Below are 15,417 nucleotides of genomic sequence, written 5' to 3' on the forward strand. Positions count from 1 at the left end.
GTCAAGGCGGGAAAGCGTGCCTTGACACGGCTGGTCGGCGACTAAAGATCGGCTGTGGATCGGGGGCGGGGGAGGTCTGGTTGGGGTAGTCGGCTTGCTTTCGTTGCCAGCCGGCGGTTGCGAGAGCAGACAAGGCCGGTCCGTTGGTCGGTCCGCTTCCGCTGCCGACTCCCGCCACACGGACCGAGCACGCCCCCGCACAGCCACTCCGCTCCCACCACCGCCCCCACCACGCGAACCGAGCACGCCCACACACAGCCAGTCCGCTCCCACCACCGCCCCCCGCCATGCGGGCCACCCCGACATATAGCCAGCCCACTCCCGCTACCGGCTCCCGCCACGCAGCCACACCCGCCCCGGCGCAAAGCCCACTCCCGCTGCCACCTCCCGCCACGCCAGCCGCACCCGCCCCACACGCAGCCAATCCACCCCCGCTGCCAGCTCCCGGCCGCGAGGTGGATTCGCACCCACCGCGCGCTATGATGGACGAGACGGTATCGTCCCGACCATCTGAGGAGCGTTGTCATGACTCTCTCTCCCGAGGACCGGCGCCGTCGCGCTCATGAGGCTGTGGATCGCCTTCACGAGCGCGTGCTGGCGCACGACATGGACGGCTTCGCCGACGTCTTCGCGCCCGGCGGGGTCATGGAGTTCCCCTTCGCGCCGCCCGGGTGGCCCACCCTCGCGGGCCGGGAGGCGGTGCGGGAGTACGTGCGCGACTACACCGACAACGTCGACATCAAGGCGATCACGTCCCAGACCCGCCACGAAACCACCGACCCGGACGTGCTGATCGTCGAGTGGGAGGTCGACGGCACGGCGCTGCGCACCGGGCGGCCCTACCGGATTCGGTACGTCAACGTGGTCCGCGTGGGCGCCGACGGTATCGAGTCGCTGCGGGACTACTGGAGTCCGCTCGCCGCCGGGCACGCTCTCGGGCGGCTCGGCGAACTGGTCGCCATGCAGGAGGATGCGCAGTGAAAGTCCTGGTCACGGGCGCGTCCGGGAACACCGGGCGTCCCCTCGTGCAGTTGCTCACCGAGGCGGGTGCGACGGTCCGCGCGGCGAGCAGGCGCACCGGGTTCGACTGGTCCGACCCGGCCACCCACGACGCCGTACTGGACGGCGTGGAGCGCATGTACCTGGTCGCGCCGGTCGGGGTCGCCGAGCCGGAGCCGCTCGTGCGCCCGTTCCTCGAGCGCGCCCGGGAAGCGGGGGTGCGCCGGGTCGTGCTGCTCAGCTCGTCGGCGGTGGCGACCGGCGATCCGGGGCTGGGCCGGGTGGACAGCGCGGTCCGGGAGATCATGCCGGAGTTCGCCGTGCTGAAGCCCTCGTGGTTCATGCAGAACTTCACCGGCGACCACCCGGTGGCCGAGGGCATCCGGTCCCGCGGCGAGATCGTGACCGCGACCGGCGAGGGGCGGGTCGCGTTCATCGACGCCGCCGACATCGCGGCCTCCGCCGCCGCGCTGCTGCTGGCCGCCGAGTGCGGCCGCGACGAGCACGTGATCACCGGCCCGGAGGCCATCAGCTACGCCGAAGCGGCCGCGATCTACAGCGAGGTGACCGGCGCCGAGGTGCGCCACACCAGCGTCGGGACGGCGGAGCTGGCGGACCGCTTCGTGGCCGCGGGCTACCCGGCCGACTTCGCGGCCGCCCTCGCCGCCCTGGACGAGGGCATCCGGCACGGCAGCGAGGACCGCGTGACCGGCACCGTGCACCGCCTGACCGGCCGCCCGCCGAAACCGCTGCGCCGCTTCCTGGCCGAGCAGCTCAGGAACTGACGCGGCCCAACTAGGCTGGGCACATGGATTCTCCCGCCGCCGGCCTGACCGAACTGAGCCGCGGACTCGCCGGATACCTGCGGGCAGTCGCCGAAGCCGTCGGCGTGCCGGCGGAAGCGACCTCGTTCGAGCTCAGCGACACGGCCACCGCGTACCTGGGCCTGACCCGGCGGTGGCCGACCCGGCCGGCCGAGGACCTGATGCTGGTGTGGAGCGAACGCAGCGGCTGGGCGGTGGCCGTGGAGACCGAGCCGGGCGAGACGCCGATGGTGCTGGCCTGGTTCGCCGGGGACGACGTGGTCCCGGAACCGGCGGCCGTGGCGCGGTTCGTGACCGAGGTGATCGCCGCCGACCGCTCCGACGCGCCCCGCCCGGTGTTCGCCGTGGACGTCGGCCGCAACGAACTCGCCGCGCGGCTGGCGCGGTACGTGGAGCCCTAGGCGGGCGGCACCACCAGGACGGGCCGATCACCCGCCGAAGTCGTCACGTCCACCGTGCCCGAACAGGCGGCAACCGCAGCCAGCGCGCCACGCGGCTGGCGCGGTACGCAGACCCCTAGGACCGGGCGGGCGGCACCACCACCAGCACCAGGCGATCACCCGCTGAGGTGGTCACGTCCACCGTGTCCGACTCCTGCCTGCGGTAGCCGACGACCGGGGCCAGCGAGCCGCGCCGGTCGAAGTGGCGCACCGCGGGGTCCCAGGCGGTCGTGTGGTAGGCGATCCGGTCGATCGGCCCCAGGCGGGCTGCCAGCACCGCACGCAGTGCCGGCAGCTCCGCGGACAGGTCTCGCGACCGTGGCCACCAGGCCCCGTCGACGTACCCCGGGGTGGGCGCCGACGGGTTCTGACTCGCTCGGAGTTTCAGCCGCGGCGGCCCGGCGGCCATACCGGCCTTCGGGGTGGTGGTGCGAACGTGCGGGCCCGACGACATGCCGGTGCTCCTGCCCCCGGCCCGTGACCGGGTCGGCTTCAGCGGCCGAGAACGGCGCCGGCTTGACCGCCCGCGCGCGAGATGCTCTCGACCCCCCTGACGCTACACCCTCCAGCGCCCGATGGCGGCGTCCGCGAGCGGATTTCCGCGCACGGACACCGGAAAGGGGGACGAGCCATTCCCAGAGGTCCACAATGTACTTAGCAGGAATCGGCGGCGGGTCCGGTCGTCGCGTAGCGGGCGGCGATGGTGCGCACGGCCTCGTCGACGACCTGAGCCACGCGGTCGGCGCTCACCTCCCAGCCCGGCACCAGGAGCTTCGGCCAGAAGACGTAGTTGGAGATCATGCCCAGGAACTGAGTGGCCACGAGGTCCACATCCTCGATCCGCACCGTTCCCGCCTCGTGCTCGGCCAGGAGGTAGCTGCGCACGGACTCGAAGTAGGGCATCTTCCCGCGCGAGAACTGCGCGTTGGCGAGTTCGGGGAACCGCGGCAGCTCGGCGATGACGATCCGGAACAGATCGGTCATCCGGGGACGGCCCAGCAACTCGGCGTACCGTCGGCCGATGATGCTCAGCCCGTTGACGATGTCGCCCGCCGGCGGTGGCTCCTCCTCGTCGGCGGCCGACCAGGACTCGGTCACGATGGCGTCGAACAGGGCGGCCTTGCTCGGAAACTGCTTGAACAAGGTGGCCCGCGAAACGCCCGAGCGCTCCGCGATCCGCGCCAGCGACGTCCGGTCGTAGCCCAGCTCGAGGAACAGCGCGGTCGCGGCCGTCACGATCAGCGCGCGCTTCTCCTGGGCGACGCGCTGGTGATAGGTCGTCACGGCCCTGCTCATGAACCGAGCATACGAGGCGAGTGGCTTGACTCACCACTGCGGCCAACCTAGTGTCGAAGCGGATGGTGAGTCGACCGGCTCACCACTCGTCGCCCCCGTACCGGAGGACCATCCGATGCCCCGCTTCGACAACCAGACCGTGCTCGTGACCGGCGGGACCGGCGGCCAGGGCTCGAGCCACGTGCGCGCCTTCCACGCGGAGGGAGCGAACGTGGTGATCGGCGGCATCGACGCACGACGCGGCGCCGCTCTCGCCGATGAGCTCGGGGCCCGCGCCCGCTTCGTCCGGCTGGACGTCACCGACGAGAGCTCGTGGTCCGCCGCTGTGCTGGCCGCCGAGAACGCCTTCGGCGCCCTGAACGTGCTCGTGAACAACGCGGGCGTGCAGAATCCGCCCGCGACCATCGCGGACACGGACCTGGCCACGTGGTCGCGCATCCTCGACGTCAACCTCACCGGGACCTTCCTCGGCATCAAGGTCGCCGCCCCCGCTCTGCGCCGTGCGGGAGGAGGAGCCATCGTCAACATCGGCTCGACCATGGGTCTGGGCGGCACGGCGCACTACGCGCCCTACGTCGCCGGCAAGTGGGCCGTGCGAGGCCTCACCCGAACAGCAGCACTCGAACTCGGCCGCGACCACATCCGGGTGAACGCCATCCACCCCGGCGTGATCTCGACCCCCTTCATCAACGAACCAGCAGCCGGCGCCACCGCGGCGATCGCCGACTTCTACTCCCCCGAGCCGTTCGCCATCCCCCGGCTCGGTGAGCCGGCCGACGTAACCCGGCTTCTGCTGTTCCTCGCGTCCTCGGACGCGTCGTTCATCACGGGGTCGGAGTACGTCGTCGACGGTGGACTCCTCCTCGGCCCCGCCCTTCCGGCCGAGGCCGCATGAGCAATGGGCATCCGGCGAGCTGACGCGGCGGTCCCAGACCAGCCAGAAAAGGGGTGCGACGCCTCGCGCCGCACCCCTCTTGCCGGGCCGGGTGTCAGTTCTCGGCCGCCGCGGCGGCCTTCTCCTGCTTCGCCTGGCGACGGGCCTTCGCCGCCAGGATCGCGGGGCTGATCTTGCCCGTTTCGGCCGGCTTGCGGGGCTCCGGCGCGTCCGGGATCTCGTCCGCAGGGGTCCCGGTCTCGTCCACATCGGACTCGGGCGCCTCGGCGGTCTCCGCTTCCACGACCTCGGCGACCGCATCGTCCTCATCGGACTCCGCCGCGACCGCTTCCTCGGTCCCGGTCGGCAGCAACGGGAGTGCGGGCGGGTGGAGCTCCGGGGTGCGCGCCGCCTGCTCGGCTGCCGAGTCGATGATCTCGCCGATCCGCACCAGCTGCGCGAGCAGCGTCTGCCGGGTGCCGCGCAGGCGTTCCACCTCCTGCTCGGCCCGGCGGATCATCGCCAGCGCCTCCTCGTTCGCCTGCTTCGCCAGGTCTTCGCGCTGGCGGCGGGCCTCGTCGGCCTGGTCCTCGTACGCCTTGCGGATCTCCGCGGCGTCCTTTTCGGCCTGTTCGCGGATCTCCCGCGCCTCCAGCTCGGCCTGGGCGATGATCCGCTCGACGCGGGCGCCGATGTTGCCGGAGCCCACCACCTGCAGCGGCACCGACGTGTCACCGCCCAGCTCGGACAGGCGCCGCTCCTTCTCCTCCAGCTCGCTCGCCAGGTGCCCGGCCCGCGCGCGCAGCCGGCGGATGTAGGCGTCGACCTCCCGGCGGTCGTAGCCACGCAGAGCCGACGAGAAGTCGATCTCGCGATCGGCCAGGATGTCATTGCCACCGCTGTTGACCATGCCCCGAGTCTCGATCGCGCCGCCTGCCCCTGCAAACGGCTGTTCCCCGTTCGGCTGAAGATCAACGCGTGCCGGCCACCCTCGCGGCACCGCCACCAGCCATCGCACCGTGACGACCGCGCGTTCCGCGCAGTCCGTTCGTGCGGCCGACGGCCCGGAACACCCGGAAGCGACTGCCCGCCGTGAGCACGAGACCGGCCACAGTCACCGGTACGGGTGGTATCACGCTTCCTGCGAGCCCCGCGGGCCGTCCGGGTGCGGCGCGGCGCGGTAGAGGTGCACCGAGGCGACAAGGAGAACCCGTTCACCGGGATCGGACGCTGTCGACGTGTTCCTCGCCGCCTACGCGGTGCCCCCTACCGCGCCTGCGCGAGCCGGAGGACAGTGGACCCAGGTCTCGTCATTGCCCGGGCAGCGACGCCGACCAGGTCCCCGGTGGTTCAACCCGCGTGCCCCGGGGACCGCCTACCCGGCGCCCGCCACGACCGGCGGCTTGCGCACCAGCGCCACCATCGCGGCGCTGAGCAGGCCCGCGACGGCGAACACCGCGAACCCGAGCCCGGACAGCCGGCTCGCCACCAGGACGCCGCCCAGCCACGGCCCGAAGACCGCGCCGAACCGCCCGATGCCGGACACCCAGCCCAGCGCCGTCGCGCGCACCCCGGCCGGGTAGTGGGCGCCGACACTGGAATAGATCAGCGTCTGCGCGCTGAACAGCCAGCCGCCGGTCAGGAACACCACGACGTAGGTCAGCGGCAGCGGCATCCTGATCGCCAGCAGCCCGACCCCGGCCGCGGTGAGCGCGAACCACAGGATCGCCACCGGCCGCGCCCCGAACCGGTCCGCCAGCCGCCCCGCGACGAGCATGCCCGCGATACCGCCGACGTTGATCACCAGCAGGAAGCTGACCGCGGACCCGAGCTGGTAGCCGTTGCCGCGCATCATCGTCGGCAGCCAGGTGTTCACGCCGTAGACCAGCAGCAACCCGCCGAACGAGGCGATCCAGAACAGGACCGTGGTGAGCGCGACGGACGAGGTGAACAACGCGCGCAGGCTGCCCGGCCGCTGCTCGGTCCGCTCCGGCTCGAACGGCTCGAGCGCGACCCCGTGGCGGTCGGCGATCGCCTGCGCCCGCGCCCGCCGGCCCCTGGCCAGCAGGTAGGTCATCGACTCCGGCAGCATCAGGTGGACCACCGGCAGCACCACCAGCAGCGGCAGCGCGCCGAGCCAGTACACCGAGCGCCAGCCCAGCGACTCCACCACCGACATCGCGAGCGCGCCGGCGATCGCGCCGCCCGCCTGGTGCGCGGTCATCACGATGGTCACGCTCAGGTTCCGGCGCCACGGCGGCGCGTACTCCATGACCATCGCGATCGCCGACGGCAGCAGCCCGCCGAGGCCGACGCCTGCCACGAACCGGGCGGCGCCGAACACCTCGACCGACGGCGCCACCGCGCAGGCCGCGGAGGCGAGCGAGAAGACCACGACACCGGTCAGGATGATCTTCCGTCTGCCGATCCGGTCGGTGACGATCCCGGAGCCGAGCGCGCCGAGCAGCATGCCGAACGTGGTGAGGCTGCCGATCGTCCCGCCGGTCACGGCGGTCAGGCCGAAGCCCTCGTCCGCGAGCACCCCGGGCAGGGTCGCGCCGTAGACGAACAGGTCGAGCCCGTCCAGCAGCACGAGCACCCAGCACAGGGCCGTGACCCGGACCGACAGCCGGGCGATCGCCGGATCCCTCTGTTCCATCACGGACATCGGTGTCCCTCTCGTCGTCGAGCCAGTGGAAAGTGACGGCGAAAGTACCCGGTGCACGATCGTGCGCACAAGATTGTTGACAATTTTGGCCGCAAAAAGCATGCTGGCTGGAGCACGAGCCGAAGCGAGGAGAGGAAGCCATGCCACAGCAGGCAACCGGCGCCGAGGAGGTCCCGGCGTGAACAAGGTGATCGTCACCGACCCGCCCCGCGCCGACGGCGACGACGTCGCCGCGCTCGCGGAGTTCGGCGTCGCGACCGTGCACGAGGCACTGGGCCGCACGGGCCTGCTCGGCCCGGATCTGCGGCCGATCCAGGACGGCGCCCGCATCGGCGGCACCGCTGTGACGGCCCTGTGCTGGCCGGGCGACAACCTGATGATCCACGCCGCGGTCGAGCAGTGCCGCCCCGGCGACGTCCTGGTCGTCACGACCACTTCGCCCTCGCACGACGGGCTGTTCGGCGAGCTGTTCGCCACCGCGTTGCAGCACCGCGGGGTCCGCGGGCTCGTCATCAACACCGGGGTGCGCGACGTCGCGGACCTGCGGGCGATGGGTTTCCCGGTGTGGTCGGCCGCGGTGAGCGCGCAGGGCACCGTGAAGGCGACCGCGGGCTCGGTCAACGTGCCGGTCGTGATCGGCCGGCAGGCCATCCGCCCCGGCGACGCGATCCTGGCCGACGACGACGGCGTGCTGTGCGTGCCGCGCGAACTCGTCGGCGAGGGGCTGCGCGCTTCGCGGGCCCGCGCGGACAAGGAAGAGGCCACGCGGCAGGCGTTCCGCGCCGGCGAGCTGGGTCTGGACCGCTACGGGCTGCGGGAGAAGCTCGCCGATCTCGGCGTCCGGTACCTGACGGCCGAGGAGTACGCGAAGCTGGAGCGCGAATGAGTGTGCGCTGCATGCTGATGCGCGGCGGCACGTCCAAGGGCGCGTACTTCGTCGCCTCCGACCTGCCCGCCGATCCCGCCGAGCGCGACGACCTGCTGCTGCGGATCATGGGCACGCCCGACCCGCGGCAGCTCGACGGGCTCGGCGGCGCGCAACCGGTCACCAGCAAGGTCGCCATCGTCTCCCCCGCCGGGGGCGACCGGGACGTCGACTACCTGTTCCTGCAGGTCGGCATCGAGGATGCGACCGTTTCGGACCGGCAGACGTGCGGGAACCTGCTCGCCGGCGTCGGCCAGTTCGCCGTCGAGCGCGGCCTGGTGCCCGCCGGCGGCGACCGCACCAGCGTGCGCGTGCGGATGGTCAACACCGACTCGATCGCGGTCGCGACGTTCGCCACGCCCGGCGGCCGGGTCGACTACAGCGGCACTACGGCGATCTCCGGCGTGCCCAGTACCGCCGCGCCGGTCGAGCTGGAGTTCACCGGCACCGAGGGGTCGGTGTGCGGCAGCCTGCTGCCCACCGGGAACGTCGTCGACGAGATCGGCGGCATCCCGGTGACCTGTGTGGACAACGGGATGCCGGTCGTCGTGGCGCGCGCCGCGGACTTCGGGATCACCGGCTACGAGGCGGCGGACGAGCTGACCGGGCTGGCCGGCCGGATTCAGGACCTGCGGCTGGAAGCCGGGAAGCGGATGGGGCTCGGCGACGTCAGCGGCGCGTCGGTGCCGAAGACGACGCTGGTGGCCGCGCCGCGTGACGGCGGCGCCATCTGCACCCGGACGTTCATCCCGCTGCGCCCGCACCCGTCGATCGGAGTGCTGGGCGCGGTGAGCGTGGTGACCGCGCTGATGCTGGACGGCGCGGCCGGGCACGAGCTGTTCGCCGCGCCGCCGCCCGGTTCGCCGGTCGGTGTCGAGCACCCGAGCGGCACGCTGGAGGTCGGCGTCGAACTGGCGCCCGGGCCGCGCGTGGCGCGCTCGACCGTCATCCGCACCGCGCGGAAGTTGTTCGACGGCACCGTTTTTCCCCGTCCCTGACAATCCTGGAAGGCACCGATGCCCCACCTCGAACCCTCGCCCCGGCACGAGATCGCGCACCTCGGCCACGTCGAGCTGTTCACCCCGGAACCGGAGAAGAGCCTGGAGTTCTTCGTCGACGTCCTCGGCCTGACCGAGAACGGCTCGCGGGGCGATTCCGTCTACCTGCGCACGTGGGACGACTACGAGCACCACAGCGTCAAGCTGACCGCCGCGAAGACCTCGGGCGTGGGGCGGACCGCGATGCGCGCGTCGAGCGAGGCCGCGCTGAAGCGGCGGGTCGCGGCGATCGAGGAACGCGGGCTGGGCGTCGGCTGGGCCGACGGCGACACCGGGATCGGGCCGACGTACGTGTTCCGGGACCCGGACGGGCACGAGATGGAGATCTACTGGGAGACCGAGAAGTACGACCCGCCCGAGCACCTGCGGCCGTCGCTGAAGAACCAGGCCCAGGCGTACCCGGCGCGCGGGGTGTGCGTGCGGCGGCTCGACCACGTCAACTACCTGGCCCAGGACGCGGCGGCGAACGGCGGCTTCATCTGCGACGCGCTCGGCGGGCGGGTGACCGAGCAGATCCGGCTCGACAGCGGGGTGATCTCCGGGCAGTGGACGCACTTCGCGCAGAAGTCCTACGATCTGGTCTACACCAACGACTGGACACGCTCGTCCGGGCGGCTGCACCACATCGCGTTCGCGACGGACACGCGCGAGGACATCCTGCGCGCGGCGGACATCGCGCTGGACAAGGGCGTGTTCATCGAGACCGGGCCGCACAAGCACGCGATCCAGCAGACGTTCTTCCTGTACGTCTACGAGCCGGGCGGCAACCGGATCGAGCTGTGCAACCCGACCGCGCGGCTGATCTTCGCGCCGGACTGGGAGCCGGTGACGTGGACCGAGGCCGAGCGGGCGAAGGGGCAGGCGTGGGGCCTGAAGACGATCGAGTCGTTCCACACGCACGGGACGCCGCCCGTGGAGGCTTGAGGCTGTCCGGTTGGGCTGCGTGTTGCGTCGGGGCCGTCCCGTTTCGGGGCGGCCCCTTTCACTTGCGCCCAGCCGGAGACGTGAATCTTGTTCAGATGTTTCTGATTATCTGAGGACCGCGATTATTTGCGTTCAAATTGGCTGCTCTAGCGCGGCGAGTCGTTCTGGATTATTCATCCGTGACTAGTGCATGATGCCCCGTACGGCCCAGCAGCTCTGGGCCGACATGGAGGCGCGGGCCCTGCGGCAACAGGAGCCCGCGCCTGATTCGCCCTGTCCACTCACGATTGGATCGAGACAGAACATGCGCACCCTACCGCGCCACCAGCGACCTCGACGCCATCTGATGCGCGTCCTCCAGCCGTCCGCGCTGGAGCGCCCAACCGTGCACCAACTGGTGCGCCGATCTGGCAATCCGACCGTCGACGGCGGCGCCCGCCGCCACGCCCAACCGGCCCCCACCGCAGGGCAACTGCTGCGCCGCAACGGTCGCCCGATGACCGGCCATCACACTGGGGTTGATGGCACAAGCCTGGCCGGGATCGTGGTTCTCAGCGGCTGGTCCGCGACGTTCCGGCTGGCCTTCCTGCTCGCGGGCCCGGCGGCCGCGGTGGTGGCGTTGGCGCCATCGTCCCGGGAAGCCGTCGCGTTGCCGCTCGCGGCCGGGGTCCTGTGGTCGCTGCGGTCCCGATCGCTGACAAGGTGAGCCGGGCGCTCCCGGGCCCGGCCCTACCTTCCCGGCCCGGGAGCGCTGGACCAGTGTTCCGGCTCAGTCGCCGTGCCAACGCCACGGACGCACCAGGACGCGCCCGCATAGCCGGTGCACAGGTTGTTCTGCGGGTGCTCTCAGGCCGGCACGTCACGATGTGAGCCCGGACAGGAGGACGCCCGTGCACGACGACAAGCCCCGCGACGAATCCGCGAGCAGGCCGGCCGGCGATGCGACCACGCCTGCGCAAGCGCCGCCCGCGGCTCCGGCCGGCGATGCTGCGGCGCCTCCTGCCGCAGCATCGGGCGAAACCGCGCCCACGCAGGCACCGCACGCCACCCCGGCCGAAACTGCGGCGGGGGCCGCACCTCCCGCCGCAGCCCCTGACGGGACCGCGCCCGCGCAGGCATCGCATGCGGTGCCTGCAGGCGAAGCCGCGCCTACGCAGGCACCACCGGGCACGCCTTTGGCGACACCTCCCGCCCCAGTCGCCAGAGGGGCCACGCCCGCCCAGGCGGCACACGCGGCTGCCGCCGCGGCCGCTGTTCCTGGCGCGCCGTCCGGCACTTCTCCTCGGCCCGGGAAGCGCCGCCTGGGGGTGGGCGTTGTGGCGGGGATCGCCGCGGCTGTGCTCGTTCTCGGGGGCGTGGGTGGCTTCACGGTCGGGCGGGCGACCGCCGGTTCCGATGACGGCGGGCGTCCCGGCTACGGGCAGTTCGACCGGGTGCCACGCGGCTACGGCGAGCCGCCGGGCTTCGGGGAGCGCGAGCGCGGGTCGGACAACGGCGGGTCCGACACCTGAGTCTGCGCCCCGGGCCCACCGGACCGTCACCACCCGACCTCACGACGCGGCCGACGCCCTAAACCGGCCGGACCGCCGCAAGCCAGCCGCGCCGCCGCAAGCCAGCCACACCCGCCCCAAGCCGGCCGCACCGCCCCAAGCCAGCCGCGCCGCAAGCCAGCCGGACCGCTCCAAGCCGGCCGCACCGCCGCAAGCCGGGCTCAGGACGCGGGCGTCACCGGGGCCATCCAGATCCCCACGATGGCGTCGATCATGCCGGTCGCCGCGTCGTGCCAGTTTTGCCGCGGCGTTGGGGTTCCGTCGGCGAGGGCGCGTTCCCGCTCCGCGTTCATGTGCACCATCAGCTGGCGCATCATGGCGCTCCGCTCCGCGCGCACCTCCGGCGGCAGCTCCGGCAGGCACCGCTTCAACCCCTCCAGCGTCTTCACCATCGACGGGGACGACAGGGCGTCCTCGGCGAAGATGTCCCGCAGCGCGGGATCCGTGGTGACCTGCGCGCTGAACCGGGCGAACCACGTCGGGTTTCCCAGCGCCGCCAGGTGTTCCGCCGCCGGCCGCACCATGCACGCGATCCAGTCGCGCGGGTCGTCGGACTCGCCGGCCTCGGCCACCATCCGGTCGCGGATCCGCTCCATCTCGGCGGTGTGCTTGCGGACGATCGCGCGCACCAGGTCGGCCTTCGTGCCGAAGTGGTAGCCGACCGCGGCCGTGTTGCCCTGCCCCGCCGCCTCGCTGATCTGCCGGTTGGACACCGCGTACACGCCGTGCTCGGCGAAGAGCCTTTCGGCGGTCGTGAGGATCGCCTCGCGCGTGGCGGTGACGCGGTCGGCCCGGGCCGTCTTCGTCGTCATCGTCACCACCCGCGGGTCTCCGGAGGGGCCAGTTGGCCCGTGTCCAGGCATTTTACCGATCACCCGCCTGCACCCTGACCAGGCCTGTTAGGCTAAGTCAATCGCTTGATTTAAACCCATCGGAGGCCTGGCAATGTCCTCTGCCCCTGTCCGTCACGTGGGCGACCCGGCGCCGCCCGTGGCCCGGACCGGCCGCGTGGTCGCGGTGCTGGCGTTCACCGGCATCGTCGTCTCGCTGATGCAGACCTTGATCATCCCGCTGGTCCCCGAGCTGCCCGGCCTGCTGAGCGCGTCACCGGCGGACGCCGCGTGGGCCATCACCGCCACGCTGCTCGCCGCCGCGGTCGCGACCCCGACCGTCGGGCGCCTCGGCGACATGTACGGCAAGCGGCGGATGCTGCTGGTCAGCGTCGTCCTGCTGATCGCGGGGTCGGTGACCTGCGGCCTGTCGAGCAGCCTGGTGCCGATGATCGTCGGCCGCGCGCTGCAGGGCCTGGCCTCCGGCGTGATCCCGCTGGGCATCAGCATCATGCGCGACGAGCTGCCCGCCGAACGGCTCGGCTCGGCGACCGCGATGATGAGCGCCTCCCTCGGCGTCGGCGGCGCGCTCGGCCTGCCCGCCGCGGCGCTGATCGCGGAGAACGCCGACTGGCACGTGTTGTTCTGGACGGCCGCCGGCCTCGGCGTGGTCGCGTTCCTGCTGGTGGTGTCGTTCGTGCCGGAGTCGTCGGTGCGCACCGGCGGGCGGTTCGACCTGCCCGGCGCGCTCGGCCTGTCGGCCGCGCTGCTGTGCCTGCTGCTGGCGATTTCCAAGGGCGGGGACTGGGGCTGGGGCGACGGGCTGACCATCGGCCTGTTCGTCGGCGCCGTCGTGGTGCTGCTGGTGTGGGGCTGGTGGGAGCTGCGCACGAGGGAACCGCTGGTGGACCTCCGCACCACCGCGCGCAGGCAGGTGCTGCTGACCAACATCGCGTCGGTCGTGTTCGGGTTCGCCATGTTCGCGATGTCGCTGGTGCTGCCGCAACTGCTGCAGCTGCCGACGGCGACCGGGTTCGGGCTCGGCCAGACGATGCTGATGGCCGGCCTCGTGATGGCGCCGTCAGGTCTGGTCATGATGGCCACCGCGCCGGTGTCGGCGAAGATCTCCCGGACACGCGGCCCGAAGGTGACCCTGATGCTCGGCGCGCTCGTGGTCGCGATCGGGTACGGGCTCAACATCGTGTTGATGGGCGAGGTCTGGCAGCTGCTAATCGCCTCGTGCGTCATCGGCGCCGGGATCGGGCTGTCCTACGGCGCGATGCCCGCGCTGATCATGTCCGCGGTGCCGGTGTCGGAAACCGCGTCGGCGAACAGCCTGAACACGCTGATGCGCTCGATCGGCACGTCCACCTCCAGCGCGGTCGCGGGTGTGGTGCTGGCGCAGATGACCGTGTCGCTGGGGCCGGTGACCGTGCCGTCGCAGGACGGGTTCCGGGTGGTGCTGGCGATCGGCGCGGGCGCGGCGCTGGTGGCGCTGTTCGTCGCCGCGTTCCTGCCCGCGCGGCGCCGGGCCGCGGCCGGGCGGAGCGTGTCGGGCACCGTGCGCGGGGCGAGTGGCGCGGCGGTGGTCACGGTGACCGCGCACCGGGCCGACGGGAGCGTCGCGGCGAGCGCGGCGGCCGGTTCGGACGGCGCCTTCGCGCTGGCGGCGCTGCCCGCGGAGCCGCTGTCGCTGGTGGCGGTGGAGCACCCGGCGGTGCACGAGACGGTTTCGGTCGGCGCCGGGGTCACGCAGCGGCACGACATCGACTTGGCGGAGCGGGCATGACCACGACGGCAGAGGTGACGCTCAGCGGACGGGTGCGCAGCGGGCGGCGGGCGCTGCCGGACGTGACCCTGACGTTGACCGACCGGGTCGGCGCGCAGGTGGCCCGTGCTCGTACCGCGGCGGACGGATCGTTCCGGCTCGGCGGGCTCGCGCCGGGCAACTACGTGCTGATCGTGGCGCGCGCGGGGTTCCAGCCGCAGGCGACGGTCGTCGCGGTCGAGGCCGGGGCCGCGCCGCTGGACGTGACGCTCGAACCGGCGACCAGCGTGCGCGGGGTGGTGCGGGACCGGCACAGCGGGCGGCCGATCGCGACGGCGGCGGTGACGGCCGTGGGCGCGGGCGGGGAGGTCATCGCCAGCACGGTGTCCGATCCGGACGGTGGCTACCGGATCACCGGTATCGATGCCGGTGAGATCACGCTGGTGGCGGCCGCGCCGGGCGCCGATCCGGTGGCGACGGTGGTGCCGCTGGGTGGTGGGCGGGAGCACGAGGTCGACCTGGAGCTGGACACGCACAGCACCCTCACCGGCAGGGTGACCGCCGGTGGCCGCCCGGTCGCCGGGCTGGCGCTGGAGCTGCGGGACGCATCCGGCCGGGCGGTGGCCGCGGCGGTGACGGGCGCGGACGGGACGTACCGGTTCGAGCGGGTGAGCGCCGGGCAGTACACGCTGACGAGCGCCGCGGGCCGCCCGGTGGTGACGACGATCCCGGCGGACGCGGTGACCGCGGAGCTGCTGCTGGAAGGTCCTTAGTGGAGGGTTGAGGCCGGCTGCAGCGGTGGGCTGGTGGCGGGCTGGCAGCGCGGCGATCAAGCGGCGGCTGCGGAGACGGCGGTCCGTGGCGGGGCGGCGGGCCGCCGGACGGCGGCCAGATCGTCGAAGCGGCCCGTGCGGGCAGGCACCACGAGCCGACGAGGCAGCGCAGCCGCACGGGCCCACGGCAGGGGCGCGCGAGCCGCCAAACCACAGCCAGACCGTCGCAGTGACCCGCGAGAGCGAGCACGCGCGGACCACCGAGGCAGCGCAGCCGCACGGGCCCACGGCAGGGGCGCGCGAGCCGCCAAACCACGGCCAGACCGACGCAGTGACCCGCGAGAGCGAGCACGCGCGGACCACCGAGGCAGCGCAGCCGCACGGGCCCACGGTAGGGGCGCGCGAGCCGCCAAACCACGGCCAGACCGACGCAGTGACCCGCGAGAGCGAGCACGCGCGGACCACCGAGGCAGCGCAGCCGCACGGGC

General features: G+C 72.6%; 17 protein-coding genes. 12 read left to right on the plus strand and 5 right to left on the minus strand.

Features of this window, described 5'->3' with window-relative positions; translation table 11 throughout:
- Positions 1 to 525: 525 nt before the first annotated feature.
- Genes ABZ193_RS39860 through ABZ193_RS39870 form a run of 3 tightly spaced genes read left to right on the plus strand, consistent with a single transcriptional unit; the run spans position 526 to position 2,224 of the window.
- The gene (locus ABZ193_RS39860) at positions 526 to 981 is read left to right on the plus strand and encodes a nuclear transport factor 2 family protein (RefSeq protein ID WP_354713894.1); all 456 of its coding nucleotides are present in this window, start codon (positions 526 to 528) and stop codon (positions 979 to 981) included.
- Positions 978 to 1,784, plus strand: coding sequence for an ergot alkaloid biosynthesis protein (locus ABZ193_RS39865; RefSeq protein WP_354713896.1), 807 nt, complete (start codon positions 978 to 980; stop codon positions 1,782 to 1,784). The genes ABZ193_RS39860 and ABZ193_RS39865 overlap by 4 nt, the downstream gene beginning before the upstream one ends.
- A gap of 23 nt (positions 1,785 to 1,807) precedes the next feature.
- Complete coding sequence (locus ABZ193_RS39870; protein WP_354713897.1) at positions 1,808 to 2,224, plus strand: DUF6292 family protein; 417 nt, start codon at positions 1,808 to 1,810, stop codon at positions 2,222 to 2,224.
- A 115-nt stretch (positions 2,225 to 2,339) separates the two neighbouring features.
- On the opposite strand, the gene ABZ193_RS39875 is transcribed toward ABZ193_RS39870, so the two are convergent.
- Together ABZ193_RS39875 and ABZ193_RS39880 are read right to left on the minus strand one after the other, a co-directional pair.
- The gene (locus ABZ193_RS39875) at positions 2,340 to 2,717 is read right to left on the minus strand and encodes a DUF5994 family protein (protein WP_237338731.1); all 378 of its coding nucleotides are present in this window, start codon (positions 2,715 to 2,717) and stop codon (positions 2,340 to 2,342) included.
- 200 nt (positions 2,718 to 2,917) lie between these two features.
- Positions 2,918 to 3,559 (minus strand): TetR/AcrR family transcriptional regulator, encoded by a 642-nt coding sequence (locus ABZ193_RS39880; protein ID WP_354713899.1) that lies wholly within the window; start codon positions 3,557 to 3,559, stop codon positions 2,918 to 2,920.
- A 115-nt stretch (positions 3,560 to 3,674) separates the two neighbouring features.
- Here ABZ193_RS39880 and ABZ193_RS39885 point away from each other — a divergent pair, with 115 nt between their 5' ends.
- The gene (locus tag ABZ193_RS39885; RefSeq protein ID WP_354713901.1) at positions 3,675 to 4,454 is read left to right on the plus strand and encodes a glucose 1-dehydrogenase; all 780 of its coding nucleotides are present in this window, start codon (positions 3,675 to 3,677) and stop codon (positions 4,452 to 4,454) included.
- Positions 4,455 to 4,548: 94 nt separating this feature from the next.
- Here the strand turns inward: ABZ193_RS39885 and ABZ193_RS39890 are convergent, their stop codons facing one another.
- Positions 4,549 to 5,343, minus strand: a complete 795-nt coding sequence (locus tag ABZ193_RS39890) for a DivIVA domain-containing protein (RefSeq protein WP_354713903.1) — start codon at positions 5,341 to 5,343, stop codon at positions 4,549 to 4,551.
- A gap of 465 nt (positions 5,344 to 5,808) precedes the next feature.
- A complete protein-coding gene (locus ABZ193_RS39895) occupies positions 5,809 to 7,092 on the minus strand; it encodes an MFS transporter (protein ID WP_354713918.1) in 1,284 nt (427 codons plus the stop codon).
- Between the two features lie 187 nt (positions 7,093 to 7,279).
- Here ABZ193_RS39895 and ABZ193_RS39900 point away from each other — a divergent pair, with 187 nt between their 5' ends.
- From ABZ193_RS39900 to ABZ193_RS39920, 5 genes are all read left to right on the plus strand, one after another.
- Entirely contained in the window at positions 7,280 to 7,987 is a 708-nt protein-coding gene (locus tag ABZ193_RS39900; protein WP_354713904.1) for a 4-carboxy-4-hydroxy-2-oxoadipate aldolase/oxaloacetate decarboxylase, read from the plus strand.
- On the plus strand, positions 7,984 to 9,024 hold the full coding sequence (locus tag ABZ193_RS39905; protein ID WP_354713906.1) for a 4-oxalomesaconate tautomerase: 1,041 nt from the start codon (positions 7,984 to 7,986) through the stop codon (positions 9,022 to 9,024). The genes ABZ193_RS39900 and ABZ193_RS39905 overlap by 4 nt, the downstream gene beginning before the upstream one ends.
- Before the next feature lie 18 nt (positions 9,025 to 9,042).
- Complete coding sequence (locus tag ABZ193_RS39910; protein WP_237338736.1) at positions 9,043 to 10,008, plus strand: catechol 2,3-dioxygenase; 966 nt, start codon at positions 9,043 to 9,045, stop codon at positions 10,006 to 10,008.
- Between the two features lie 385 nt (positions 10,009 to 10,393).
- Positions 10,394 to 10,714 (plus strand): hypothetical protein, encoded by a 321-nt coding sequence (locus ABZ193_RS39915; RefSeq protein WP_354713908.1) that lies wholly within the window; start codon positions 10,394 to 10,396, stop codon positions 10,712 to 10,714.
- Positions 10,715 to 11,324: 610 nt separating this feature from the next.
- Positions 11,325 to 11,519, plus strand: coding sequence for a hypothetical protein (locus ABZ193_RS39920; protein ID WP_020422909.1), 195 nt, complete (start codon positions 11,325 to 11,327; stop codon positions 11,517 to 11,519).
- Positions 11,520 to 11,719: 200 nt separating this feature from the next.
- On the opposite strand, the gene ABZ193_RS39925 is transcribed toward ABZ193_RS39920, so the two are convergent.
- Positions 11,720 to 12,370: a TetR family transcriptional regulator gene (locus tag ABZ193_RS39925; protein WP_354713910.1), complete on the minus strand. Its 651-nt coding sequence runs from the start codon at positions 12,368 to 12,370 to the stop codon at positions 11,720 to 11,722.
- Between the two features lie 133 nt (positions 12,371 to 12,503).
- On the opposite strand from ABZ193_RS39925, the gene ABZ193_RS39930 reads away from it, so the two are divergent.
- From ABZ193_RS39930 to ABZ193_RS39940, 3 genes are all read left to right on the plus strand, one after another.
- A complete protein-coding gene (locus tag ABZ193_RS39930) occupies positions 12,504 to 14,177 on the plus strand; it encodes an MFS transporter (protein WP_354713912.1) in 1,674 nt (557 codons plus the stop codon).
- Positions 14,174 to 14,929 (plus strand): carboxypeptidase-like regulatory domain-containing protein, encoded by a 756-nt coding sequence (locus tag ABZ193_RS39935; RefSeq protein WP_354713914.1) that lies wholly within the window; start codon positions 14,174 to 14,176, stop codon positions 14,927 to 14,929. The genes ABZ193_RS39930 and ABZ193_RS39935 overlap by 4 nt, the downstream gene beginning before the upstream one ends.
- A gap of 229 nt (positions 14,930 to 15,158) precedes the next feature.
- Positions 15,159 to 15,417: hypothetical protein (locus tag ABZ193_RS39940; RefSeq protein WP_354713916.1), on the plus strand; the 259-nt coding region annotated here is incomplete at its 3' end.

Source organism: Amycolatopsis sp. NPDC006125 (genome assembly GCF_040614195.1).
Classification (GTDB): Bacteria; Actinomycetota; Actinomycetes; order Mycobacteriales; family Pseudonocardiaceae; genus Amycolatopsis_E; species Amycolatopsis_E tucumanensis.